Source organism: Cytobacillus oceanisediminis 2691 (assembly GCF_000294775.2).
GTDB classification, from domain to species: domain Bacteria; phylum Bacillota; class Bacilli; order Bacillales; family Cytobacillaceae; genus Cytobacillus; species Cytobacillus pseudoceanisediminis.
The window spans coordinates 3,990,846-4,017,091 of sequence record NZ_CP015506.1; the positions used below are offsets into that span (position 1 = coordinate 3,990,846).

The following is a 26,246-nucleotide window of genomic DNA, read 5'->3' on the forward strand; positions in this document are numbered from 1 at the left end:
CCGGTATGAATTCCAGCCGGAAAGCTGCACCATCTGCTCTTTCCATTTTTATTAACTAATGCCTTTATTAAAATTCAGCCAATTCGCGCATTGCTTTTTCTACTTTATCAGGGTTAACCATAAAGTATTTTTCCATAGTCGGGGCGTAAGGCATTGCTGGCACGTCAGGACCGGCAACGCGTTTGATTGGTGCATCCAATTCAAACAGGCAGTTCTCTGCAATAATGGCAGAAACTTCGCTCATAATGCTGCCTTCTTTATTATCTTCAGTAAGAAGAAGCACTTTTCCTGTTTTTGTCGCAGCTTCGATAATTGCTTCTTTATCTAACGGATATACCGTCCTTAAATCAAGGATATGCGCTGAGATGCCATCTTTGGCAAGTCTTTCAGCAGCCTGCAGAGCGAAATGAACGCATAGGCCATAAGTGATCACAGTGATATCTTCACCCTCGCGTTTTACATCCGCTTTTCCGATTGGCAGCACATAATCATCATCAGGAACCTCACCCTTAATCAGGCGATATGCACGCTTATGCTCAAAGAACAGTACAGGATCCTCGTCACGGATTGCCGCTTTCAATAATCCCTTAACATCATAAGGCGTAGAAGGCATAACAATCTTAAGTCCCGGCTGATTCGCAAATACTGCTTCGACAGATTGGGAATGGTATAGTGCTCCATGAACACCGCCGCCATATGGTGCACGAACAACGATCGGACAGCTCCAGTCATTGTTGGAACGATAGCGGATGCGTGCTGCCTCAGAAATAATCTGGTTAACCGCCGGCATTATAAAGTCGGCAAATTGCATTTCAGCAATCGGGCGCATTCCATACATCGCTGCACCGATTCCAACCCCTGCAATTGCTGATTCAGCAAGCGGAGTATCAATTACACGGTCTTCGCCAAATTTATCATACAGTCCTTGTGTCGCTTTAAACACGCCACCTTTTTTACCTACGTCTTCACCTAAAACAAATACCTTTGAATCTCTTTCCATTTCCTCGCGGATTGCCATAGTTACCGCATCGATATAAGAAATTACAGCCATATTCTCTCCCCCTTACTGTTCAGCATAGACATGCTTTAAAGCAGATTCCGCTTCTGCATATGGAGCGTTTTCAGCATAATCAGTTGCTTCGTTTACCAATTTCATAATCCGGTCATTAATTTCCTTTTCAATCGCATCATCCATTACACCATTTTCTTTCAGGTATGCGCCAAAAGTAATAATCGGATCTTTTGTTTTCGCTTCAGCCACTTCATCAGGAGCACGGTAGCTTCGGTCATCATCATCAGATGAGTGTGGTGTTAAACGGTATGAAATGGTTTCGACCAATGTCGGCCCTTCTCCGCGGCGGCCTCTGTCCGCTGCTTCTTTCACAGCTTTATAGACTTCAAGCGGATCGTTTCCATCAACTGTTATACCTGGCATACCGTAGCCGATAGCTCTGTCAGATACGTTTTCGCAAGCAAGCTGTTTTTCAATCGGTACAGAGATTGCATATTTATTATTCTCACACATAAAGATAACAGGGAGCTTATGAACACCTGCAAAGTTCGCACCTTCATGGAAGTCCCCCTGGTTTGAAGAACCTTCACCAAAAGTTACAAAGGTTACCAGATCTTTTCCTTCCAGCTTTCCGCCAAGAGCAACTCCAACAGCATGAGGCACCTGTGTAGTAACAGGTGAAGAGCCCGTTACGATTCGGTTTTTCTTTTGACCAAAATGTCCTGGCATTTGGCGGCCGCCTGAATTTGGATCTTCGGCTTTAGCAAACCCTGACAGCATTAATTCCTTGGCTGTCATGCCGAACGTAAGGACTACTCCCATGTCGCGATAATATGGCAGGACATAATCCTTCTCGCGATCAAGTGCAAATGCAGCACCTACCTGAGCAGCTTCCTGTCCCTGGCAAGAAATAACGAAAGGGATTTTTCCCGCGCGGTTTAAAAGCCACATACGCTCATCAATACGGCGAGCTAATAGCATCGTCTCATACATTTCAAGAACTTTCTCATCACTTAAACCTAAATCTTTATGTCGGTTTTCAGCCATTTATACAACCTCCTAAGCTAATATGTATCACCGGGCTCCCAAAAGAAGCCTGGACTTTTCTGTTTATTCAATTGGAACTTTATCCGTGGATAGCTTTTCCATCAACTGCAAGGGCAGCTTCACCGATTGCTTCAGATAACGTCGGATGAGGATGGATTGTATGTGCTACTTCCCATGGAGTTGCATCAAGAACACGGGCCAGACCTGCTTCTGAGATCATGTCTGTAACGTGCGGGCCTATCATATGGACACCCAGGATATCATCGGTATCCTTATCTGCCACAATTTTCACAAAACCGTCGGATTCACCAAATACCAGTGCCTTTCCGATTGCCCGGAATGAGAACTTGCCCGTTTTGACATTATGGCCTTTTTCTTTTGCTTCATCCTCTGTTAATCCTACACTTGCCGCTTCAGGTGAACTGTAAATGCATTTAGAAACCAGGCTATAGTCAATTGGAGAAGGATTCTTGCCGGCAATGTGCTCAACGGCTACGATTCCTTCATGAGAAGCAACATGAGCCAGCTGAAGGCCGCCAATGACGTCACCAATCGCATAAATATGGGATTCCTTTGTCTGGAAGTATTCATTTGCTAAAATAAATCCCTTTTCTATCTGAATGTCAGTATTTTCAATGCCAATACCCTCTGTATTTGCCTGACGTCCCACTGAAACAAGCAATTTCTCGGCGGAGAATTCCTGCTGAGATCCTTTCACTTCAGCTGAAATCGTAACTCCGTCGCCTTTCTGAAGGGTTTCAGGAAGCACTTTTGCTCCTGTTACAATTTTGACTCCCTTTTTCTTCATAAGGCGCTGCATTTCTTTTGAAATTTCTTTATCTTCCGTAGGTATAATGCGGTCAGCATATTCGATTACTGTTACCTCAGCACCAAAGTCTGATAACATAGATGCCCATTCGATGCCGATGACTCCACCGCCAACAATTATAATGGAGCTTGGCACTTCTTCCAAAGCTAAAGCCTCATCCGAAGTCATTACAAGTTGTCCATCAATGTCCAATCCTGGCAGAGTACGAGGACGTGATCCAGTTGCTACAATAACATTTTTAGGGATCAGCATTTCATTTTCGTCCCCATTGTTCATTTCAACAGAAATTGTGCCCGGCATCGGAGAGAAAATAGATGGTCCAAGTATGCGGCCTGTTCCTTCGAATACATCAATCTTGCCTTGCTTCATCAAGTGCTGAACACCTTTATGAAGCTGATCAACGATTTTATTTTTTCTTTCCTGTACCTTATTGAAATTGATGGATACATCACTTGTCACTACGCCAAAATCTTCACTGTGCTTTGCGGTAGCAAACACTTCAGCACTTCTTAATAAAGCCTTGCTTGGTATACAGCCTTTATGAAGGCAAGTCCCTCCAAGTTTTCCTTTTTCAACGATTGCCGTTTTTAAACCAAGCTGTGAAGCACGGATGGCAGCTACATAGCCGCCTGTGCCTCCGCCTAAAATCACCAAATCATATTCCTGTGCCAAATTGCTTCCCCCTTCTATTTCAACGCTGCTTTGTCAGCTTTTTTTCCAGGATATTCTTTTTCAGTCTCTTCACCGCGGAGGACACGAAGAGCGCCTTCAGCGAGTGCCTGCAGTTCATTTTCACCAGGCTGCACGATGACATCTGCAATCCAGTTAATCCGTTCACTGATTTCGTTTACAAAGTCCTTGCCATAGGCAAGACCCCCTGTAAGGATGATGGCATCAACCTTTCCGCCAAGCACTGCACTGGCAGATCCGATTTCCTTAGCCACCTGATAAGCCATTGCGGAGTAGACAAGCTTTGCTTTCTCATCTCCGCTTTCAATCATCTTTTCAACCTTTACTGCATCATTTGTTCCCAGGTAACCAACGAGACCGCCTTGTCCAACAAGCTTTTTCATCACTTCTTCACGATAAAAGCTTCCGGAGTAGCAAAGTCCCACCAAATCACCGGCAGGTACTGTACCTGCCCGTTCCGGACTGAATGGCCCGTCTCCATGAAGTCCGTTATTAACATCCACCACTCTGCCTTTTTTATGAGCACCTACAGTTATACCTCCGCCCATATGCGTAACGATTAGGTTAAGCTCCCCGTACTTTTTGCCAAGTTCTTTGGCTACTCTCCGGGCAACAGCTTTCTGATTCAAGGCATGGAAAATACTTTTTCTTTCTATCATTGAAAAGCCTGAAATTCGGGCAATTGGATCCAATTCATCTACCACCACCGGATCGACAATGAACGAAGGAATATTTAAACCAGAAGCAATCTCATATGCCAGTATTCCGCCAAGGTTTGAAGCATGCTGACCAGCAAAACCGGCACGAAGATCCTCTAGCATTGCATCATTAACTGAATATGTGCCTCCTTCAATCGGTCGCAGCAGCCCCCCGCGGCCGCACACTGCACTTAATTTGGAGATATTGATTCCTTCGTGATCCAATGTTTCCAGAATGGTCTGCTTTCGGAATTCATATTGATCGATAATACTTTCATAAGAGTTAATGACATCTGCATCATGGCGCAATGTCTTCTCCAGGACAGAGATCTCATTATCGAAAACTCCAATCTTAGTTGAAGTGGATCCCGGATTGATGACGAGAATTCGATGTTCTTGTTCTAGCACGTTTAAACCTCCATAAAGAGCGGAAATCTCCCTTGTAAAAGTATACTCTTACTCAGGTACTATTAACTGCCGCTGCATTTTTTCTACTCTGTTTTTAAAGGCAAAGACGCTGAATATTCCATTCAGCGCTTTGCATTTCAGGAAAGTTACTCCTCCCTAAAGCTTATCTGCGGCTTAGAATATGATGGCCATTTTGGAGGAATTGTCCGCGTGAATTACGCATTCTTTCAATTCTTTCCTCAACCATGCGGTCAGCCGCTTTATATGTCGGAATTCCATCCCTTTTAGCAATCTCAATAACTTTTTCAATATTATTGTATACAGTTTCAACTTTTTTCATTGCTCGTTCACGGTTGTATCCGTACAGCTCATCCGCAACATTAATAACTCCGCCTGCATTAATTACATAGTCAGGAGCATAAACGATGCCCATCTCATGAATTAAATCACCGTGGCGTGTTTCTTTAAGCTGGTTGTTGGCAGCTCCAGCGATTACTTTTGCTTTCAGCTGCGGGATTGTATCATCATTAACTGTCGCACCTAAAGCACAAGGAGCATAAATATCACATTCAACTCCATAAATTTCATTTGGTTCAACTGCTTTAGCACCGAACTCTTCAACTGCACGCTGAACTGCTTCTTTATTAATATCCGTAACAATCAGCTGTGCACCTTCTTCATGCAGATGGCGGCAAAGATTGAACGCAACGTTTCCAACACCTTGAACAGCAATTGTTTTGCCTTCAAGAGAATCAGTTCCGAATGCCGCTTTTGCTGCAGCCTTCATACCTCTGTATACGCCATAAGCTGTAACTGGTGAAGGGTTGCCGGAAGAGCCGAACGCAGGTGAAATTCCTGTTACATAGTCTGTTTCCTCATGAATCAGGTCCATATCAGCTACTGTAGTACCCACGTCCTCAGCAGTAATGTAACGTCCATTTAAACCTTGGATATAGCGTCCGAATGCACGGAACATTTCTTCGTTTTTATCTTTGCGCGGATCGCCGATAATAACTGTTTTACCGCCTCCAAGATTTAAACCAGCTGCTGCATTCTTATATGTCATGCCGCGTGCAAGACGCAATGCATCCTCAATAGCAGCTTCTTCAGATTCATAAGTCCACATGCGTGTACCGCCTAGTGCTGGGCCTAAAGTGGTATCATGAATAGCAATAATAGCTTTTAATCCTGATTGTTTGTCCTGGCAAAACACCACTTGTTCGTAATCATAAGTTTCTAGGTATTTGAAGATTTCCATGTTATAATTCCTCCCCGGATTCTTTAAAAGTAATATGTTCGTTTTGTTAAAAAAAATTTAATTTACGATTTATAAAATACTGAATGAATTAATTTCTTTCTTTCAGAGCCCATTACTTTGCTGAGCATATCGCTAAAGCAAGGGAATAAACCTTGCTTTCTGCCGAATCTGCTCTTGAAGTAAGAACGATCGGCGCTTTGGCACCTGCGATAACAGCTCCTACTTTTGCTTTCGCAAAGTAGACAAGTGATTTATATAAAGTATTCCCAACTTCTATAGTCGGCACCAATAAAATATCTGCCTGTCCGGCAACTTCACTTTTGATCCCCTTATGTTCAGCCGCTTCAAAAGAAATTGCATTATCCAAAGCCAGGGGACCGTCGACAAGACAATCTTTTATCTGGCCCCTTTGGTTCATAAGAGTTAATGCTGAGGCATCCAGAGTTGCCTGCATAGCAGGATTAACAACCTCTACTGCAGCAATCGGGGCTGCAAGAGGCTTTTCTATTCCTATGCTCCTTGCAATTTCAACTGCATTTTTCAGGATTTGTGCTTTTTGATTGAGGTCCGGTGCAATATTCATTGCTGCATCAGTGACAATCGTAAATCGTTCAAAACCTGGAACCTCAAATACCGCCACATGTGATAAAACATTTCCTGTTCTTAAGCCGAATTCTTTATTTAAGACAGCTTTTAAAATACCTGCCGTCGGGATATTTCCCTTCATCAGCACATTGGCTTTCTGCTCTTTTACAGCCCTTACTGCCAATTCTGCAGCATATGCAGGCGATTCTGCATGAAGGATTTCAAGCTTAGGGCTTTCAGCTGCTGCGCTATGGTTCCGATTTATGATTTCGCGGATTTTTACTTGATCCCCAAATAATAAAAAGCTTGCTAAGTTCAGCTTAATTGCTTCAGCAACTGCTTCGAGAACTTCTTCGTCTTCCGCTGCGGCTACGGCTACTGTTTTCTCACCATATTGGGTTGCTTTCGTTAGAAGCGAATCCAATTTCATCTGTTCAACCCCCTTACTAGAAAAGCGCGCGCCTCGCCCTCCCACGGCACCTCGCGGGGCAGGCTGATTGTGCTAGACAATTACCGGCGCCTTTTTCTTGATGTCCATCCGTTTATTATACTTGCAAGAAGTGTGCCAACTTAAAATTACTGTGAAAACGCTTTATTCACTGAGTTAAAGTGCGCAATTAATTGCACACTGTGAAATTTATTGCATGCCATCTTTTGCAATATCGTATTTCTCCAATTTATAGTAAAGATTCCTGACAGAGAGTCCAAGCGATTTAGCAGTCTTGGTTTTATTTCCATCCAGCTTGTGAAGTGTTTGTCTGATCATTTTTGCCTCATATTGCTCTACCAGCTGAGTTAATGTTTTAGTTTGTGCTCCTTCACTTGTTTCAACACTTGGAGACGGCTTATTGGCACCTATCAAATCCGGAATATGCCTTTCCTCTATATCTGTTTCGTTGTAGTTCATAAAAATAATGGCTCTGCCGAGGATATTATCAAGTTCTCTCACATTTCCCGGCCAATCATAGGCCATTAGTTTATTAACTGCTTGTTCTGTTACACCTTCTACATTCCGTCCATATTCCTGGTTGATCTTTTGAATAAGCCTGCTGCATAGAAGAGGAATATCCTCCTTTCTGCGTCTTAATGAAGGAATATGTATAGGCATTCGATTCAGCCTGTAGTATAAGTCTTCCCTGAAAGTGCCGTCTGCAATTCCTTTTTCTAAATTCACATTGGTCGCAGCAATAACTCGAACATCTATTGAAATGGGCTTGGTCCCTCCCACTCTTGTAATTTCATGTTCTTGAAGAACCCTGAGCAGTTTCGCCTGAGTGTTAGCTGTCAGCTCGCCAATTTCATCCAGAAAGATACTGCCTTTATCAGCTTCCTCAAACAAACCCCGTTTGCCGCCTCTTTTTGCTCCTGAGAACGCCCCCTCTTCATAACCAAATAATTCGCTTTCCAGAAGAGACTCTGATAATGCTGCGCAATTAACCCTGATAAACTTGTTATATTTTCGGTCGCTGGCATTATGTATAGCGTGGGCGAACAATTCTTTGCCTGTCCCTGACTCTCCTCTTAGCAAAACGGTAGCTGGAGTTTTAGCCCCGAGTCTTGCCTGTTCAATTGCAAGCTTCATCTCTTCAGATGATCCAATAATATCCTCGAATGAATATTTCGCTTCCAATGTACGGATAATCTGTCTTGCCCGGCTTAATTCACGATTCAGATTCTGAATTTCCGATACGTCGTGAATAACTCCCACACTTCCTTTTAACTTTCCATCAACAATGACAGGCGCAACATTTACAATAACATCCTTTCTTTTCGGTCCGACCCTCATGGCCACACCTCTCATTGCCCTTCTCGTTTGAAGAACCTTCATATGCACACTTTCACCTTCGGAAATATCAGCTGTGGCAGGCTTCCCGATCACTTTTTCTTCTTCCAGGCCTGTTAGCCTCGAATATGCCGGATTGATCAAAATCCCTTTCCCATTTTCATCAACCACAGAAATGGCTTCTTCACTTGATTGAATAATCGCCTGAAGCATTGTCTGTATCTCTTTCAAATTCGTAATTTCTTCCGCAAGCGAGACTACTTCTGTTATATCCTTAAAAACAGCAAACGCACCCATTAATTCGTTATTTTCTCCAAGCATCGGTATTCTTGTCGTAATAATTTTCAGGCCATTTGCCAAAGTCATTTCCTGATTCGCTTCAATTCTCCTTGTTGCCATAACTCTGGGAAGCATGCTGTCTGTAATGACTTCATTAATTTTTTTCCCTAAAGCGTCTTTCCTCTTAATTCCTGTCATTCTCTCCGCACTTCGATTAAAGACTGTAATCTCACTAAAGTTGTTGATTACAATCATACCGTCATCAGTCGAATTAAAAATCAAATCATGCTTATACGTTTCATTTCTGAATTTTGAAATCAGTTCTTCCTTTTCTTCAAGTAATTTCGCGATTAAGAAAGCTACACTTCCAGGAATCAGGACCGTATTTTTGCTCCTGGCTTCCCTGATGTCGATAAACACCTGTTCATTTCCGGTAACTTCAATAATGATATCAATATCCTGATCCATAAAATAACGCCAATCAGTGCCAATCGGGATGCCGCTTTCTTTGGCAATCCGAAGTCCTTCAGCACCCGGATTAATGTCCACCATAGCTTTTACATCCAGAACAGCCGTTTCCTTTATAATTTTAAGGATGGCCGTACCGCCTTTACCTGCACCGACAATCATTACTGTTTGCATTTTTCTACCTGCTTTCATTGAAAATTCTTGCACGCTTGACATTATTCCGTGCAACATTCTTCATGAATTTATTTTAGCACAGCAGCGGTACTTGACAAATTTATTTAATGATTTATGATTTCGGTAGGTAATTCGATTTGAAGGGAATTTTTTTATGATTAGACTAATTGCTTTATTAATTTTACTCCTGCCAGGCATATTGGCTGTCTATGGGATAAAATTAATGAGAGATATGGTCTTTGGCATCCTGCAAAGCCCATTTCCATATTTATGGCTTCAATTTGTTTCAGGTTTCCTTTTCTTAATCATAGGTCTTGGCTTTATCGCAGGATTTATTCTTTATCGCGATCGAAAGAGAAACAAAGTTCAGGAACGATTTAAAACCAAATAAGTTAGTGGGGGGATAAAAAGTGAAGCCGCTGCAGTTATCACCGGAAACAGCATTAAAGCTTGCTGAAAAACTAAATCTTCCTCTTGAGCAAATCATGCACATGCCTCAGCACATTTTGATTCAAAAGATGATGGAGCTTGAGAATGAAGAAAAGAAATAAATTAATAAGTTCAGTTTGAAAAATTTCAAACTGAACTTTTTTGTTTCCGTTTAATTTTGAGGACAATAAAAAAACGCCCCATAAGGAGCGCAGCATAAAAAATAAATGATTTTGTTATAAGTCCTTACCCTTTCAAGAAGCTTTGTGCTCCAGACGCAGCTTATCTGCAACCATTGCAATGAATTCCGAGTTGGTTGGCTTTGCTTTTGTCATGCTGACTGTATACCCAAAAAGAGAGGAAATGGAATCAATATTACCGCGGCTCCACGCAACTTCAATCGCATGGCGGATTGCACGCTCCACACGGCTTGCAGTAGTATTAAACTTCTTAGCAATATCAGGGTACAGCACTTTTGTAATGGAACCGAGAAGTTCTATATCGTTGTATACCATTGAAATGGCTTCACGGAGATATAAGTATCCTTTAATATGGGCAGGAACGCCAATTTCATGGATGATGCTGGTGATGCTGGCATCCAGGTTCTTAGGCTTTGCTTCTCCCTGAGGACGGTAAGATTGAGCGGGTTTGCGGAGAAATGAATTCGATTTTCCGCTGACTTGGCGTATATGACTTGCCAAATTGTCCATGTCAAATGGTTTAAGGATAAAGTATGAAGCTCCCAAATCCACTGCCTTCTTGGTAACATCCTCCTGTCCGAATGCAGTGAGCATGATTACATTAGGGAGTGTTTTCAAATTTAAATCTCTCATTTTTTCGAGTACAGCAAGTCCATCCAAGTGAGGCATGATGATATCCAATACAAGAACGTCGGGCTGTGTATGCTCTAATATTTCGAGGCAATCCTGTCCATTATGTGCCACACCGGCAACTTCCATGTCTTCCTGAGAAGATATATATTCCTCTAAAAGCCCGACCAGTTCCCTATTATCATCCACAACACAAACTTTTATTTTCTTCACTTACTTTCCTCCTCGGTCCAATTATGGTCTCTTTAATAAATGTTCATTTTCGAACATGCTCTTTTTGATATCTATTTTCTATTCTAAATGAGAAATTCGACAATGCAACAAAAATTCCTCTACTTTTTTGAAATTTTCTTAAAAAACCAACTAAACCTCATTTATTCTTTTGTTTTCTTCTGTTTTCGACCGATTTCGTCATACTCTTTACAATCCGTGTTTCTTTGTCGAAAATTCTTTATTTTCATTTTAACATAACTATTTTACTCATAGTTTTTGTTTAGCCTATAATGCGGCCTGTTTTTTCACTGCAAGAGCAGTAAAAAAAAGACGGGTTTAACCCGCCTTTTTTAAGATCCATTCAGTATTAGGATGCTTTTTCTTCAGCTTTTTCATATATATCAATACCTGCTTCATTTAACATCCATTCAATATGAACACCATATCCTGAAGTAGGGTCGTTTACAAATACATGGGTCACTGCTCCAATAATCCTGCCATCCTGGATAATCGGGCTTCCGCTCATCCCCTGGACTATGCCGCCTGTTTTATCAAGCAGCTTCTGATCCGTCACTTTTATGACCATTCCTTTTGTTGCCGGAAACTTCTGCGGAATCGTACTGACAATTTCAATATCGAACAATTGTACTTCGTCATTGTCGACCACAGTTAAAATTTGGGCAGCGCCCTCTTTGACTTGATGAGATAAGGCTATAGGCATCGGTTTGTCAAAAATTCCGTTCTTCATATCCCGGTTTAATTCCCCAAATATTCCGAATGGACTATTTCTGACAATATTCCCGATTATTTCTTTATCTGAAGAAAATCGTGCAAGTTTTTCACCAGGATTGCCATTGCTTCCTTTTTCAATTGAAGTAACAGTTGATCGGACAATTTGCCCGTCTTCAACCACAATTGGCTTCTTTGTATCCATATCGGAAATAACATGGCCGAGTGCTCCATATTTTTTCGATTCCGGGTGATAGAAGGTCATCGTCCCAATACCTGCTGCAGAGTCACGTATATATAATCCAAGCTTATAGGTTTCTTCCCCGTTTTCTTTCAAGGGTGTCAGCTCTGTTTTCACCTTTCCGCTTTCACGGCTTACGATAATTTGGAGCGGATTGCCGCTTTTGCCAGCTTCTTGAACAAAGGGAGCAACATCTGACATTTTTTCTATTTTCGTTCCATTGATTTCTGTAATGATATCTCCAATTTTTATGCCGGCCGTTTCGCCAGGCGAAGCTTTTCCTTCAGCCGTATTAACCTGATGGTGTCCAACTACTAACACGCCTACTGTATTCAGTTTAACCCCAATCGATTGACCTCCTGGAATAACTTTAAAATCTTTTAAGACGTTAACATCAACTTTCTTTATCGGAAAACCTGCCAGTTCGAGAAGCATTTCATTTTTTCCATTTTCTTTTGCATGAAGCGAAATCGAATGGTTATCTTCTTTAAGTGAAACACTTGTATTATCTATGGACAGTCCGGCCGACACTGCTTCTGCCTTTGCAATGTCCAGCTGCTGCCCTTCAAAAAGAGTAATATTTGCAGGTACTTGCAAATATTCCTGAACAGGCTTGGAAAAACCTAAAGCAATTAATGAAACAAGGAGAATTCCACCAATTATTTTGCGTAAAACATCATATGTCAAATTTTTCACTCTCCTCGCTTCTAGTCCATCCACGTCAAATGGCTACATCTTTAATTTTGCCTGCATTGAGGGCATTTATAACAGCCATTCACATAAAAAAAGCTATCCTGCTTTGGATAGCTTTTCAAGGTATTAGATCTGATAGCGCCGCTGGCGGGAACAGACCTTATAATGGATCAAAATTACTTTAGCTGATTAGCCAGGTGCAGCAGCTCTTTCGCATGCTCTTTTGTTAAATCAGTAATTTCCACCCCGGAAATCATACGGCCGATTTCTTTGATTTTCTCATCTTCAGTGAGCGGTTTTACTGTTGTTTTTGTCCGCCCATCCTTTGTGTTTTTAGCAATAAATAAATGAGTATCTGCCATGGCCGCAACCTGAGGAAGATGAGAGATGCACAGAACCTGTGAATCCACGGAAACGTGATGAATCTTTTCCGCGATGGCTTGTGCAACCCTGCCGCTCACGCCTGTATCCACCTCATCGAAAATAATACTTGTGACACCCTGATGCTTTGAAAATATGCTCTTTAAAGCAAGCATGATTCGGGACAATTCACCGCCTGATGCAATTTTAGACAGCGGCTTAAGCGGTTCTCCCGGATTGGTGGAAATGTAGAACTCAGCCCTGTCAATTCCGTTTTTCAGGAAGACTTCGGAATCAGAAAAGAATCTGACCTCAAAGACTGTCTTTTCCATATATAATTCCTTAAGCTCTTTGTGAATTAACTTGGTAAGTTTAAGGGCAGATTTTCTGCGCAGCTTGCTCAATTCTTCTCCTTCAACCAGAAGGTCTTTTTTCAGGGCAGCAACTTCCTTTTGCAGCTTATCAATATGGGTTTCTTTATTTAGCAGGGTTTCAATTTCTTCTTCTATCTGTGCAGAGTATTCCAGCACTTCTTCAACCGTTTTTCCATATTTTCTTTTCAACCCATTAATTTCATTCAATCTGCTTTCTATCTCATTAAGTCTTTGGGGATCATATTCCATAAAGTCCATTTCATTGCGGAGTGATCTCGCTGCATCTTCAAGCAAATAAAAACTGTTTGCCACATTTTCCGCTATTTCTTTATAGGCGGGGTCCAGTTCCGCGGCATCATTCATATAGCCCATAACCATTCCGATCCAATCAAGCCCTTTTTGTTCTCCTTGAAGAGCATTATAGCCTGACTGAAGAGAATCAAAAATACGTTCAAAATTGGAAAGCTTTCTTTTTTCTTCAATCAAATCTTCATCTTCGTTCAATTTAAGCTGAGCAGATTGAATTTCATCCAGCTGAAATTGAATTAAATCAAGCCGGTGCGCCATTTGCTGTTCATTCTCACTTAAATTTTTAAGCTTTTTCAGTGTGTTTTCATATAACCTGTAGATATCCTGGTATTCAGTTAAAGCAGCGGATAATTTGGATCCCCCAAACTGATCGAGGAGAGGAAGATGAAAGGTTTCATCCATTAATTCCTGATGTTCGTGCTGGCCATGTATATCAATAAGGGAACTTCCGATTTCTCTCAATACAGATATAGTGACAAGTTTTCCGTTCACTCTGCAGACGCTTTTTCCTGTCTTTGATATATCTCTGCGGAGAACAATCATTCCATCTTCAATCTCTATCCCAAATTCAGCAGACCGTTTATAGCAAGGATGTTTAAGATCATCCAGGATAAAAAGCCCCTCAATTTCAGCCTTATCCTCACCATGGCGGACAAATTCTGCAGATCCCCTGCCTCCAGCCAGCAAGTGAATGGCATCGATAATGATGGACTTTCCCGCCCCTGTTTCACCAGTTAAAACAGTTAAGCCCTTTTCAAATGAGACAGAAAGGGCTTCGATTATGGCAAAATTTCGTATGGATATTTCGTTTAACAATCATATCACCTCTTAAGAAAAGCGCAAGCGCCTTGCCCAACCCCGACAAGCACATGACGTGCCTCCCGGAAAGGCGTTCTTTGCCTTTTTGGGGGCTTGTTTGAAATGTGAAGGCGACTTCCCTTCAAGGAATACAGACTAAAAGCGCCACGTCCTATGGCAACGTCTGCATGACCCGTACACTCCTAAAAGCTTCCGCTTTCGGTCGTGCGATGTTTATGCTGACGAAGCCTTCCTTGTCCTGCGGGCCTTAGGCATAAGACGGTTCTTGTAAGAAGGCGTTTCTTCTGTAAGGAAACGGCTTAGATCTGAGAGTCTCTAGGAGCCGCAACTAGACAAGCTTGTGACCTCGATGGGGCAGTCTCTGGAGCTAGGCAGTTATCTAACTTCAGTATTCATACATTCTTATCTTTTAAGAAACACGATGAACACCAGCCTATCGGCATAAGCGACGGCGCTCGGAGCTTGAATTATCTACAGCATTTCAAGAAAACGGTTTGAAATTGCTTCTGTATCTTCTGGGGTTTTGCATATGATCAGGCATGTGTCGTCCCCGCAGATTGTCCCCAGAATCTCTTCCCAGTCAAGGTTATCAATAAGTGCGCCAATAGCCATGGCATTGCCCGGGAGAGTCTTCATTACAAGGAGATGTCCTGCAGTATCCACTCTGACAAAGGCATCCATTAAATTTCGTTTAAGCTTTTGCAGCGGATTGAAGCGCTGGTCCGCTGGAAGACTGTATTTATATCTTCCGTCCATTAAAGGAACTTTTACCAGATGAAGCTCTTTAATATCTCTTGAGACAGTCGCCTGAGTTACATTAAACCCGGCGTTTTTCAATTCATCCACCAGGTCATCCTGTGTTTCAATATCGTTATTTGTAATAATCTCCCGGATTTTAATATGTCTTTGCCCTTTATTCATTTTTTCACCTCTATAATCAGCCGCTTAACAGCGGGCAGAAAAAAATTAATTTAAAGTATTTTGTACTCTAATGTTAGCTGATTTTCTCAATAAAGTACAATTTTTCCCGTATATTATTTATTATTATTCGTTCAAACTCGACAAATTCCTTTAAGAAAAGCGCAAGGGCCATTCCCACCTGAAACCTTCGAAGGGCAGGCTGCTTGCGCTGGATAGTTCTCGAAGCAGACATTATATATCCTTTTTAAAAAGAGGAACAGGCATCAGCCTATTCCTCTTCTTTAACCTTCGTTTTCAGTTCGGCGTGGGCTTCTTTTACAACTTCATCTGTCTGGGCTTTAAGAAGGTTTTCTCCTTCCTCTCTGCTGCCTGACCAATACAGATGGAGGAGAAATTCTATGTTGCCGTCTCCGCCTGTAATGGGTGAATAGGAAACGTCCTTGACATCATAACCGAGGCTCAGTGCAAATCCGATAATTTTATCAAGCACTGCTTCATGTACTTTAGGATCTCTGACAATCCCCTTTTTCCCAACCTGTTCCCGTCCAGCTTCAAACTGGGGTTTCACTAGGGCAACTGTGTCACTGCCCGGAACAAGCAGCGTTTTTAATACAGGCAATATAAGCTTTAGAGAAATGAACGAAACATCAATGGAAGCAAAATCAGGCATACCGGCTGAAAGATCGGCCGGGGTTACATACCGGAAATTGGTCCTTTCCATTACCACTACTCGTTCATCCTGCCTTAATTTCCAGGCAAGCTGATTATATCCGACATCTAATGCATATGACAATTTGGCGCCATTCTGCAGGGCACAATCTGTGAAGCCCCCGGTTGAGGACCCAATGTCAAGGAGGATCTTGCCTTCGATTTCTAAATTAAAAACTTTTAGAGCTTTCTCAAGCTTCAAGCCTCCCCGGCTGACATAAGGCATGACCTTCCCCTTTAAAGTAAGCGGAATGTCCGCACTAACCTTCTCGCCCGGCTTATCCATCCTGCTTTCATTGCTGAACACCAGGCCGGCCATAACGGCTCTTTTCGCTTTTTCTCTTGTCTCAGCAAGACCTCTTTCAACTAATAAAACGTCTAATCGTTCTTTCTTTGTTTTCATTTTTTAAGCCCTTTTTTGTTTTTTTCTTGCCAGTTTTCCCATTCTCTCAACAACATCTTCTGAAGTCATGCCGATTTCTTCTAATAGTTCATTTACACTGCCATGCTCAATAAATTTATCAGGTATCCCCATACGGTCGATTTCCGCATGATGGAAGCCATGTTCGTGAGCATATTCAAGAATTGCACTGCCAAAGCCACCCTGCAGCACAGCTTCTTCTATAGTGAGAATTGGCATATTGGCTGTGAACAATTCATGCAGCATCTTTTCATCAAGCGGCTTAATAAACCTTGCATTAATGACTTTAATGGAGTGTCCCTGTTTCTCCAGGATTTGTGCTGCCTTCAAAGCCATTGGAATGGTTGTCCCAAAGGTTAAAATCGCTCCATCATTGCCATCGAGCAGAACTTCCCATGTTCCAATTGGAATTGGCTTAAGTTCTGTGTCCATAGGTACTCCTATGCCATTTCCGCGCGGGAAACGCATTGCGATAGGGCCATCATTATATTCTATAGCTGTTTTTACCATATGCTGGCCTTCATTTTCATCTTTTGGCATCATCAATACCATATTCGGCAAATGCCTTAAAAACGCAATATCGAATACACCCTGATGGGTTTCACCATCTGCACCCACAAGTCCTGCCCGGTCTATTCCGATAAATACATTCAAGTTCTGGCGAGCAATATCGTGTACCACCTGGTCATAAGCACGCTGCAGGAAAGTAGAATAAATTGCAAGAAACGGCTTCATGTTTTGGGTTGCCAGCCCGGCAGCTACCGTTGCTGCGTGCTGTTCAGCAATACCAACATCGTACATCCGATCCGGAAATTCACTTGCAAAGCCTTCAAGCTTCGAGCCAACAGGCATTGCAGGAGTAATTGCAACGATTCTTTCATCTTCTCTCGCAAGCTTCCTGACGGTTTCCGAGACAAGCTTGCTCCATGCTGGCGGTGTACTTGCAGGTTTCAAAAAGTCGCCTGTTTCCATTTTATAAGGTCCCGTACCATGCCATGTGCCAACCCGGTCGCTTTCTGCAGGGTGATAGCCTTTTCCTTTTTTCGTTATAACATGGAGGAGCACTGGGCCTTCTGTTTTCTTAGCATAAGCAAGGTTCTCGAATAAGGCTTCATAGTTATGCCCATCGACAGGTCCCAAATAGGTAAAACCTAATTCTTCGAAGAACATGCCTGACACAAACAGATACTTTAGGCTATCTTTCAGTCTTTCAGCAGTTGAGGCCAACTTTCCGCCGACTGCCGGAACCTTTTTTAATAAATATTCAAGTTCATCTTTCACCCAATTATACTTGCCTGCAGTCCTTAACCTTCCAAGTACATTGTGAAGAGCACCAACATTAGGTGCAATTGACATTTCATTATCATTTAATATGACAATCATGTCCTTTTTTTCATGACCGATATGGTTTAAGGCTTCTAAAGCCATTCCGCCTGTTAATGCACCGTCCCCAATTACTGGAATGACATAATTGTTCTCTTTTTTCAAGTCTCTGGCAATAGCCATTCCCATTGCTGCAGATAAAGAAGTGGAGCTGTGCCCCGTTTCCCATACATCATGCTCGCTTTCAATCATTTTCGGAAAACCGCAAAGACCTTTATATTGTCTTAAAGTATCGAATTGACACGCACGGCCCGTAAGAATTTTATGGACGTAAGACTGATGTCCGACATCCCAAATAATTTTATCCTTCGGACTGTCAAAACATTTATGCAATGCGACAGTCAGCTCAACAACTCCAAGATTAGGCCCAATATGCCCCCCGGTGCCTGAAAGCTTTTCTATTAGAAAAGTGCGGATATCCTGACTCAAACTTTCCAATTCTTTATTCGAGAGCCCTTTTAAAAAGGAAGGGTCTTTAATTGATAACAGATCCATACTGCGGACCACTCACTTTCGTTTCTTATTCATCCGTTTTCTTTTTACGTAATGTTAGGCAGTGTTTGTATAAGCCTAAACAAAACAAGCCTATTTATTACAGCGTCTAGCCTGTCTAAAAGATAGTATCTTAAGATTACCTTATTACAGGAGATTTTCCAAATGCTTTTCATATTAAACAGCTTTAGTCTTGATGGTGTCTCTTCCGCTGGCCAATGCATCCACAGGAAAAAAAGTGCAAGCTTCTCCAGCAGCAATTCCTATGATACCAAAATATACACATTGAAGACCATCATTTTATTAAACAGCAAATGCCGCTGATACAAAAGTACAGCGGCAAGACCATCGTTTTTCTAATTCATTTTTGGCACCCTGACTTCCGATTTAGTGATCCCTGTTTGCAATTAGATCTGTTATTTCTTCGAGCAGCTCTGTTTGAAGGCCTGTTTCCCTCAGCTTTTCTTTTGCAGATCTGATATGTTCTTCAAGCGCCTCTTTCGCCCCGCTCATTGAAAGAAGAGATGGATAAGTACTTTTATCTTTTGATTCATCACTGCCTACAGGCTTCCCGATTATCTCCTCTGTCCCTTCAAGGTCGAGGATATCATCCCTGATTTGAAAAGCCAGTCCCAGGTGATAGGCAAATTTAGATAGAGCCTGAATTGTTTCCTGACTGGCATTTGCCAAAATTGCTCCTGATACAACACTGCATTCCAGCAGTTTGCCCGTTTTGTGCAAGTGGATGTACTCAAGATCCTCTAAGCCCAGCTGCTTGCCTTCCCCTTTAATGTCTGCTGCCTGGCCGCCTACCATCCCCTCAGCACCGGAAGCTTTCGACAGCTCTTTAATTAAAGAAAGCTTTGTTTCAGCAGAAGCAAATTCGTCAGGCGTTTCCGCAATTGTTTGGAAGCTGTATGTAAGCAAGGCATCGCCTGCCAGGATGGCGAATGCTTCTCCAAATACTTTATGGTTCGTCGGTTTGCCTCTTCTTAAGTCATCATTATCCATGCTTGGCAAGTCATCGTGAATGAGCGAATAAGTATGGACCATTTCAATCGCCGCCGCAGTCCACAGCCCTTTCGACGTATCCTCGCCAAAAGCAGCCAATGAAGCAAATAACAGCATTGGCCTTATCCGCTTTCCTCCGGCTTCAAGTGAATACAGCATTGATTCCTTGACCTCAGGAGGAGCATTTAATTTATGTACGTAATCCTTTAAATGAATTTCCAGTTTCTCTTTATGCAGTTCAGAGAAAGAACTTAAGGATTGATGCAAAATTATTCCTCCTCCGGAATGGCAAAGTTCGATTTACGGCCATCCTCCGCCAGTATTTCCGTAAGCTGTGATTCTACATTTTTAAGCTTATCATGGCATAATTTTGAAAGCTCCATGCCTTTTTTATAAATATTAATAGCCTCTTCAAGGGGAACATCTCCCTCTTCAAGCTTTTCCACAATAACTTCAAGTTCTTCCATTGCTTGTTCAAATGAAAGTTGTTTTTCATCCGCCATGCCATTCACTCCTCAATATCCGTTACCTTGCATTCAATGCTTCCATCAGACACCTTCAATTTTATCATATCATCCGCTTTAACTTGGGACACGGTCTTTATCAGGGTTTCATTTTCTGTATAAGCAAGGCTATAGCCCCTATCCATAATTTTTAGCGGACTGAGCGCCTCGAGGGTTGAAATAACTCTCGCAAAGTCCTTTTCTTTTGCAGCCAGGATGTTTGTCATTGTTCTGTTTAAAAGTTTATGAAGCCGATCATTGTTTTCTTTCGCCTGATTCTTCAGCTGCCCTGGATGACTCCGAACCAGCCTTTTTTGCAGGGTTTCTGCCTGCTCAAGCTTTAAATCGTGCAGCCTTCTTGAACCTCTCATTAGCTGTTCGGTCACTTTATCCAGCTGTTCCATTTTTTGCTCATACAATTTTTGCGGGTACCGGAAAGCGTATGATTTCTGCACCCTTAGAAGCCTTTCATTTTGCAGTGCAACTTGTTCTTTCATCGCTCTTATCAGCCGTGATTGCCTGTTGAAAAGTCTTTCCGTCAAGTCATCGATATGCGGAACAGCCAATTCTGCAGCTCCCGTTGGGGTTGGGGCCCTTAAATCTGCAACAAAATCTGCTATTGTAAAATCCGTTTCATGGCCTACAGCTGAAATTATAGGTATTTCAGACTTAAATATTGCCCTTGCTACGGCTTCTTCATTAAAGGCCCAAAGCTCTTCAATGGAGCCTCCGCCCCGTCCGATGATTAAGACATCTGCATCCCTGGAGGTATTAGCTTCCGTTATCGCTTTCACAATTGAGGGAGCTGCCTGGTTCCCCTGAACAAGCGCAGGGTATATAAGTATGTTCGCAATTGGATAGCGCCTTTTGAGCGTTGTCAAAATATCTCTGATTGCAGCTCCAGTAGGGGATGTGATTATCGCAACTGTTTTTGGATAACGCGGTATATCTTTTTTATGCGCAGGTGAAAAGAATCCTTCTTTCTCAAGTTTTTCTTTAAGCTGTTCATAAGCCAGATAAAGTTCTCCTATCCCGTCGGGCTGCATTTCCTGTACGTATATTTGATATTGCCCGCTGGATTCATAAACGGATATGGCTCCGCGAACTAAGACTTTCATGCCATTTTCCGGCCTGAATTTCATTGTCCTCGCATTTCCTGCAAACATTACGGCTAAAATTCGGGCTTTCTCATCCTTTAAAGTGAAGTACATATGACCGCTTGAATGCTGTTTAAAGTTTGAGATTTCCCCCTTAACCAAAATATTTTGCAGATGAGGGTCGGCATCAAATTTTCGTTTTATGTATTTGGTCAGTGCGTTTACTGTCAGATACTGCTGTTCCTTCATAACAATCTCCTTTATGCTGAAGCTGCATTGCATCTCCTGCAGAGCAATAACGCAAGAAAAGCACAAGCGCCTTGCCCACCACTGATAAGCACAAGACGCGACTCATAGAAAGGCGTTCTTTGCCTTTTTGTGAGGCACGGCTTATGATCTCGAGGGGGTAGGCGCTCCTTCTAAAAGCTAGCGCTTTTATTCGTGCGATGATAAAGCTGTCGAAGCTTTCCTTGCGAAGCTGGACAGTTATCAAAGTTCAAGGTTATACTTTCCTATCTATCAAAAAAACTGTCCTTCCATTCTGCCTGCATGCTTTTTCCTGCATGACAGGTTTCCTAAATACAGGATAATGGAAATGGACAGATTTTGCATCAATGGCGGCCATTACTTTTAACTTTGCTTATGGAAAGCTTTGCTGCTTTTAGCGTATTATGCATTAACATGGTAATTGTCATCGGCCCCACTCCGCCTGGAACAGGAGTAATAAATCCTGCTTTGTGCTTCACTGCCTCGAAATCAACATCGCCGCAAAGCTTTCCTCCCTCATTTCGATTCATGCCGACATCTATCACGATTGCACCATTTTTAACGTGGTCTTTCGTGATTAATTTCGCTTTGCCTGCTGCTGCCACCAGTATATCCGCCCGCTTTGTATATTCCTTCAAATCAGCCGTTTTCGAATGGCAGTATGTGACAGTAGCGTCTTCATTGAGGAACAGCTGCCCGGCGGGCTTTCCTACAATGTTGCTTCTCCCAATAACCACTACATGCTTTCCGGAAATGTCTGTACCAATGCTATCCAGCATTTCAATTATCCCTGCGGGAGTACAGGGGATAAATGCATCCTGAGCTGTCATCATCCTGCCAATATTTATGGGATGAAACCCATCTACATCTTTGTCAGGAGATATGGCCTCGATGATGGCTTTTTCATTAATATGGCTTGGGAGCGGAAGCTGGACAAGGATTCCATGGATATCTTCACTTTCGTTTAACTCAGTGATTTTTCTGATAAGCTCTTGCTCACTGACGCTTTCGGGAAGTTCAATAAGCATAGAATTCATTCCCAGCTTATCGCATGTTTTCTGCTTGTTTTTCACATATGTCCTGGATGCCTGATTATTCCCTGCTAAAATAACGGCCAGGCCTGGCGTGATCCCTTCCGCCTTCAGCTTTTGAACTTCTGAACCGATATGATCCTGTTTCTTTCTTGCAATTTCTTTTCCATCTATTAATTCTGCAGCCATTTTCATCCCCCTATCAGGAACTCGGAAGCGCCTATGATAAGGACTGCCGGCTCGCTTGCATCTAAAAAGTGCCAGCACATCCAGTATGAGTCAGAACTCTATTATTTTTAAAGCTTTTCTTTTACCTTTGATAAAACACCATTAATAAACTTGCTTGATTGATCATCACCGTAAAGTTTGGCGATTTCAATAGCTTCATCGAGCACCACATTGGCCGGGACTTCCTCCGCTAAATACAGCAGCTCGTAAACGGATAAGCGCAGAAGATTGCGGTCTACAGTAGCAAGCCTCTCCAGTGTCCATTTTTCAAGAAATCCTTTGATTTTGCCATCAATTGTTTCTTTATGCTGCAGGACACCCGATACTAGTTTGTTTAGGTACTCATCGCTTTTTTCACCCTCTAAAACATGTTCGATGGCGGTCTCCGGTTCTGCCTGGCTTACATCAATTTGAAATAAAGCCTGCAATGCTTTTTCTCTGGCTGTTCTTCTCTTCATCTTTATAAAACCCCTTTATGGCTTAACATAGTAATTTTTCATTTTTGAGCATTTGCACGTCCAAAAATTGCATAAGAAGATAATAGCATAAGTAAGGAATCTTCGCACTACAACAAGAGCATTATGTTTGGACAGAAACATGATTTCAGGCTGGAAACTTATAAATTTAATTTTCCCTTTAAAAACTCCTTTATTACGTCTTAAGGAGTGAATGATGAAGGAGACTGAACCATGAGAAAAGCCAAAGACGAATTCTATGTCTTTGGCTTGATGGTGGGTTACATTTCCTGTTCGTATTCAACCTCATGCTTTTGGTTTTCAAACATGATTCCTACTACGTGGATGTTTACTTCCTGGGCGTCAAGGGCTGTCATATTCAGGAGGGCCTGACGGATGTTATCCTGAATTTTTTGGGCAACGCTTGGAATGGAGACGCCGAATTTCATCAGACAATATACATCAACTTTGATGCCTTCTTCTGTTAATTCGACTTTTACGCCTTTGCCATGGTTCTTCTTACCGAGCCTTTCAACCACTCCTGTAGCAAAGTTTCCGCGCATTTGCGCTACGCCTTCTACTTCCGAAGCAGCAATGCCGGCAATAACCTCAATAACTTCCGGTGCAATTTCCACCTTGCCAAGGCCAGAATTTTCAGGGCTCATTTCGAGAATATTATTTTCGCTCATTTTAGCACCTCCACAAGTCTTTAAGAATTCATTACATCATGCAATTCAAGAAATTTCGTATTAAACTGCCCTTCCACAAAGTTTTCGTGGCTTAGGAGCTTGAGGTGGAATGGGATTGTTGTATGTACCCCTTCCACTACAAATTCACTTAATGCCCGTTTCATTCGGGAAATGGCTTCTTCTCTAGTATTGCCGTAAGTGATCACTTTTGCAATCATTGAATCGTAATATGGAGGAATCATATAGCCAGGGTAGGCAGCAGAGTCCACTCTGACACCCAGCCCGCCAGGAGGCAGGTACATATTGATCTTTCCTGCTGATGGCATAAAGTTCTTCTCAGGGTTTTCCGCATTAATTCTGCATTCGATCGACCAGCCGCTAAAAGTAACATCACTCTGTGTGAAATTAAGCTTTTCACCTGAAGCAACCTTAATTTGCTCCTTGATTAAATCGACCCCTGTAACCATTTCTGTAACTGGATGCTCCACTTGAATACGCGTGTTCATTTCCATGAAATAGAATTTGCGATTTTGATAATCGTATATAAATTCTATCGTGCCAGCGCCTGTATAATCAACCGCTTTTGCTGCTTTAACAGCTGCATTTCCCATTTCTTCGCGTGTTTCCCCGTCAAGGGCAGGTGAAGGCGTTTCCTCCAGCAGCTTTTGCAGACGCCTTTGAATGGAGCAATCCCTTTCTCCCAGATGAACGGTGTTCCCGTAATTATCTGCAAGAACCTGGATCTCCACATGGCGGAAGTCCTCAATATATTTTTCAATATAAACGCCAGGATTTCCGAAAGCCGTTAGTGCTTCCTGCTGAGTGATCGTAATTCCTTTAATAAGCTCTTGCTCAGTACGGGCTACACGGATTCCTTTCCCGCCTCCGCCGGCAGTCGCTTTAATAATTACCGGATATTCAATCTTTTCAGCAAGCTGAATAGCATCTTCTGTATCCTTTATGATTCCGTTGGAGCCAGGAACAATCGGTACTCCTGCTTCCTTCATGGTTTCCCTTGCAATATCCTTTGTGCCCATTTTGCTGATGGCTTCTGGAGTCGGGCCGACAAAGATAATATTGCATTCTCTGCACAGTTCAGCAAAGTCCGCATTTTCAGCAAGGAATCCATAACCTGGATGGATCGCGTCACATCCTGTAAGCTTAGCGACACTAATTATATTGGTGAAATTCAAATAGCTGTCCTTTGACGCTGTTGGGCCAATGCAGTAAGCCTCATCGGCCAGCTGAACATGGAGTGCTTCCCTGTCAGCTTCTGAAAATACAGCTACAGATTCTATCCCCATCTCGCGGGCTGCCCTAATGATGCGCACCGCTATTTCTCCTCTGTTGGCAATCAAGAGTTTTTTGATCATCTGTAACCGCTCCTTATTCAGGCTTTACTAAAAATAGTGGCTGGCCATATTCTACTAACTGGCCATCCTTTACAAGCACTTCTACAATTTCGCCATTAACTTCTGCTTCAATTTCATTAAATAACTTCATTGCTTCTACAATGCAGACAATGGAATCTTTTGTAACCTTGGAGCCGGCTTTTACATAAGCATCGGCATCAGGTGAAGATGATTGATAAAAGGTCCCTACCATTGGTGAAACAATCTTATGTAAATCTTCCGCGGCATCAGCCTGTGGTGCCGGCACTTGCGCTGGCGCTTCTGCTTTTGGCTCTTCCACTTTTACAGCAGCTGGCTGGACTGGCTGCGGAGCAGGAGCTATCGCTTGAACAGCTGCCGGCTGAACTTGCTGAACAACGGCTGCTTCATTGCCCTTTTTCTTCATCTTAATTTTTGAACCTTCATGCTCATATACAAATTCATCAATATTTGACTGATCAACTAATTTAATCAGTTCACGGATTTCTTGTACTTTTAACATTTTGGCACCCCTTGTTTTCTCACTGCATGACAATCCCTTTAATCCGTATTTATCCTTTTGATGCAAAGAATTAGAACATACGGCAGGAATGTTCTGCATGATTTAATTATGACTAGATACTAATATCATACGATAAGACCTTATAAAACTTCAACATCCTATTATGTACTGGATAATAATTTCTCTATCCATCCTGTGTTCCATTTTAATATTTTTCTAATTTTTTGTGAAATATTTAAGGATTTTACATGAAATTCAGCCAGATTTCTATAGTAAACAGGACTTTTATATTATGCACTTATATGAAAAAGTTACCAAACATAAAATAAAATTATAAAAGGGAGCCCGCAGGAATTATGCAGGCTCCCTCTATATTATTTACTTTTCAACCTGGAACTCAACGGCGACTGCCTCAAGCTGTCCAATTTCGTTCCTTACTTCCTGAATGATATTGTTTGCAGCAGAAGCTGAATGATCTTTTGCTTTAACCGTAATTTGAACCTTCTTGCCGTCAGCACGGACAAGTACATCTTCATAATCCATCGCTCTGATTAATGTTTCAAGCATCGCTTCTTTTTGGGCGATTTCATTTAATTCATCAATTTGATCTTTTGCCTTCATTCTTTCTTCAGCCGGAAGATCTGTTTGCCCAAGAACTGACGTAAGGTCTTCCTTCATGCGGCTGCGCTCATCGTCAAGCTGAAGGCGCAAAGTTTCAAACATTTCATCACTGGCAGTGTTTGTAATAATCGCCTTGCCATCTTCACTTTCAACTGATTCCATTTCACCCTTTGCCTTCTCTTCCATAGCAGCCAGGTCACTGCCTTTTTGCTCCGGAGATGTTACATAATATACGGATAATACAACCACCAAACTTAGCATTGTTAAAAGCCAGACTGTTTGTTTCTTTAAAAGCATC

The 26,246-nt window shown here is 42.2% G+C and carries 25 protein-coding genes; 3 read left to right on the top strand and 22 right to left on the bottom strand.

Annotated elements, in window-relative coordinates; genetic code table 11:
* Window positions 1–67: 67 nt before the first annotated feature.
* The 7 genes from A361_RS20095 to A361_RS20125 form a co-directional block, all read right to left on the bottom strand.
* Window positions 68–1,051, bottom strand: coding sequence for an alpha-ketoacid dehydrogenase subunit beta (locus A361_RS20095; RefSeq protein WP_019380204.1), 984 nt, complete (start codon window positions 1,049–1,051; stop codon window positions 68–70).
* A gap of 12 nt (window positions 1,052–1,063) precedes the next feature.
* A complete protein-coding gene (locus A361_RS20100; protein ID WP_009332878.1) occupies window positions 1,064–2,059 on the bottom strand; it encodes a thiamine pyrophosphate-dependent dehydrogenase E1 component subunit alpha in 996 nt (331 codons plus the stop codon).
* A gap of 79 nt (window positions 2,060–2,138) precedes the next feature.
* Window positions 2,139–3,560: a dihydrolipoyl dehydrogenase gene (lpdA, locus tag A361_RS20105; RefSeq protein ID WP_009332879.1), complete on the bottom strand. Its 1,422-nt coding sequence runs from the start codon at window positions 3,558–3,560 to the stop codon at window positions 2,139–2,141.
* A 14-nt stretch (window positions 3,561–3,574) separates the two neighbouring features.
* The gene (gene buk / locus A361_RS20110; protein WP_009332880.1) at window positions 3,575–4,684 is read right to left on the bottom strand and encodes a butyrate kinase; all 1,110 of its coding nucleotides are present in this window, start codon (window positions 4,682–4,684) and stop codon (window positions 3,575–3,577) included.
* 163 nt (window positions 4,685–4,847) lie between these two features.
* The gene (gene bcd, locus A361_RS20115) at window positions 4,848–5,942 is read right to left on the bottom strand and encodes a branched-chain amino acid dehydrogenase (RefSeq protein ID WP_009332881.1); all 1,095 of its coding nucleotides are present in this window, start codon (window positions 5,940–5,942) and stop codon (window positions 4,848–4,850) included.
* Window positions 5,943–6,054: 112 nt separating this feature from the next.
* The gene (yqiS, locus tag A361_RS20120) at window positions 6,055–6,957 is read right to left on the bottom strand and encodes a phosphate butyryltransferase (RefSeq protein ID WP_009332882.1); all 903 of its coding nucleotides are present in this window, start codon (window positions 6,955–6,957) and stop codon (window positions 6,055–6,057) included.
* A gap of 207 nt (window positions 6,958–7,164) precedes the next feature.
* Window positions 7,165–9,231: a sigma-54 interaction domain-containing protein gene (locus tag A361_RS20125; protein ID WP_019380203.1), complete on the bottom strand. Its 2,067-nt coding sequence runs from the start codon at window positions 9,229–9,231 to the stop codon at window positions 7,165–7,167.
* A 154-nt stretch (window positions 9,232–9,385) separates the two neighbouring features.
* Here A361_RS20125 and A361_RS20130 point away from each other — a divergent pair, with 154 nt between their 5' ends.
* Both A361_RS20130 and A361_RS29155 read left to right on the top strand, forming a co-directional pair.
* Entirely contained in the window at window positions 9,386–9,622 is a 237-nt protein-coding gene (locus A361_RS20130; RefSeq protein WP_019380202.1) for a DUF2627 domain-containing protein, read from the top strand.
* Between the two features lie 19 nt (window positions 9,623–9,641).
* Entirely contained in the window at window positions 9,642–9,782 is a 141-nt protein-coding gene (locus A361_RS29155; protein WP_009332885.1) for a YycC family protein, read from the top strand.
* Window positions 9,783–9,914: 132 nt separating this feature from the next.
* Here the strand turns inward: A361_RS29155 and spo0A are convergent, their stop codons facing one another.
* From spo0A to dxs, 6 genes are all read right to left on the bottom strand, one after another.
* Complete coding sequence (spo0A, locus tag A361_RS20135) at window positions 9,915–10,703, bottom strand: sporulation transcription factor Spo0A (RefSeq protein WP_019380201.1); 789 nt, start codon at window positions 10,701–10,703, stop codon at window positions 9,915–9,917.
* 367 nt (window positions 10,704–11,070) lie between these two features.
* Window positions 11,071–12,360 (bottom strand): SpoIVB peptidase, encoded by a 1,290-nt coding sequence (gene spoIVB, locus A361_RS20140; protein ID WP_019380200.1) that lies wholly within the window; start codon window positions 12,358–12,360, stop codon window positions 11,071–11,073.
* 182 nt (window positions 12,361–12,542) lie between these two features.
* Window positions 12,543–14,225 (bottom strand): DNA repair protein RecN, encoded by a 1,683-nt coding sequence (recN, locus tag A361_RS20145; RefSeq protein WP_019380198.1) that lies wholly within the window; start codon window positions 14,223–14,225, stop codon window positions 12,543–12,545.
* A gap of 474 nt (window positions 14,226–14,699) precedes the next feature.
* The gene (gene ahrC, locus A361_RS20150; RefSeq protein ID WP_009332889.1) at window positions 14,700–15,149 is read right to left on the bottom strand and encodes a transcriptional regulator AhrC/ArgR; all 450 of its coding nucleotides are present in this window, start codon (window positions 15,147–15,149) and stop codon (window positions 14,700–14,702) included.
* A 268-nt stretch (window positions 15,150–15,417) separates the two neighbouring features.
* On the bottom strand, window positions 15,418–16,260 hold the full coding sequence (locus A361_RS20155; RefSeq protein WP_009332890.1) for a TlyA family RNA methyltransferase: 843 nt from the start codon (window positions 16,258–16,260) through the stop codon (window positions 15,418–15,420).
* Between the two features lie 3 nt (window positions 16,261–16,263).
* Window positions 16,264–18,156, bottom strand: a complete 1,893-nt coding sequence (gene dxs / locus A361_RS20160; protein ID WP_019380196.1) for a 1-deoxy-D-xylulose-5-phosphate synthase — start codon at window positions 18,154–18,156, stop codon at window positions 16,264–16,266.
* A 162-nt stretch (window positions 18,157–18,318) separates the two neighbouring features.
* Here dxs and A361_RS30025 point away from each other — a divergent pair, with 162 nt between their 5' ends.
* Window positions 18,319–18,477 carry a hypothetical protein gene (locus A361_RS30025; protein WP_019380195.1) on the top strand — a complete coding sequence of 53 codons (159 nt, stop codon included), beginning with the start codon at window positions 18,319–18,321 and terminating at the stop codon, window positions 18,475–18,477.
* A gap of 63 nt (window positions 18,478–18,540) precedes the next feature.
* Here the strand turns inward: A361_RS30025 and A361_RS20165 are convergent, their stop codons facing one another.
* The 9 genes from A361_RS20165 to A361_RS20205 form a co-directional block, all read right to left on the bottom strand.
* On the bottom strand, window positions 18,541–19,431 hold the full coding sequence (locus tag A361_RS20165; RefSeq protein WP_019380194.1) for a polyprenyl synthetase family protein: 891 nt from the start codon (window positions 19,429–19,431) through the stop codon (window positions 18,541–18,543).
* A 2-nt stretch (window positions 19,432–19,433) separates the two neighbouring features.
* On the bottom strand, window positions 19,434–19,667 hold the full coding sequence (xseB, locus tag A361_RS20170; protein ID WP_009332893.1) for an exodeoxyribonuclease VII small subunit: 234 nt from the start codon (window positions 19,665–19,667) through the stop codon (window positions 19,434–19,436).
* 5 nt (window positions 19,668–19,672) lie between these two features.
* Complete coding sequence (xseA, locus tag A361_RS20175; RefSeq protein ID WP_019380193.1) at window positions 19,673–21,013, bottom strand: exodeoxyribonuclease VII large subunit; 1,341 nt, start codon at window positions 21,011–21,013, stop codon at window positions 19,673–19,675.
* Window positions 21,014–21,375: 362 nt separating this feature from the next.
* The gene (gene folD, locus A361_RS20180) at window positions 21,376–22,251 is read right to left on the bottom strand and encodes a bifunctional methylenetetrahydrofolate dehydrogenase/methenyltetrahydrofolate cyclohydrolase FolD (protein ID WP_009332895.1); all 876 of its coding nucleotides are present in this window, start codon (window positions 22,249–22,251) and stop codon (window positions 21,376–21,378) included.
* A 107-nt stretch (window positions 22,252–22,358) separates the two neighbouring features.
* Window positions 22,359–22,748, bottom strand: a complete 390-nt coding sequence (gene nusB, locus A361_RS20185; RefSeq protein WP_019380192.1) for a transcription antitermination factor NusB — start codon at window positions 22,746–22,748, stop codon at window positions 22,359–22,361.
* Window positions 22,749–23,026: 278 nt separating this feature from the next.
* A complete protein-coding gene (locus tag A361_RS20190; RefSeq protein WP_009332897.1) occupies window positions 23,027–23,434 on the bottom strand; it encodes an Asp23/Gls24 family envelope stress response protein in 408 nt (135 codons plus the stop codon).
* A 20-nt stretch (window positions 23,435–23,454) separates the two neighbouring features.
* Window positions 23,455–24,807, bottom strand: coding sequence for an acetyl-CoA carboxylase biotin carboxylase subunit (gene accC, locus A361_RS20195; RefSeq protein WP_009332898.1), 1,353 nt, complete (start codon window positions 24,805–24,807; stop codon window positions 23,455–23,457).
* A 13-nt stretch (window positions 24,808–24,820) separates the two neighbouring features.
* The gene (accB, locus tag A361_RS20200; protein ID WP_019380191.1) at window positions 24,821–25,327 is read right to left on the bottom strand and encodes an acetyl-CoA carboxylase biotin carboxyl carrier protein; all 507 of its coding nucleotides are present in this window, start codon (window positions 25,325–25,327) and stop codon (window positions 24,821–24,823) included.
* A 378-nt stretch (window positions 25,328–25,705) separates the two neighbouring features.
* On the bottom strand, window positions 25,706–26,245 hold the full coding sequence (locus A361_RS20205) for a SpoIIIAH-like family protein (RefSeq protein ID WP_009332900.1): 540 nt from the start codon (window positions 26,243–26,245) through the stop codon (window positions 25,706–25,708).
* Window position 26,246 lies beyond the last annotated feature (1 nt).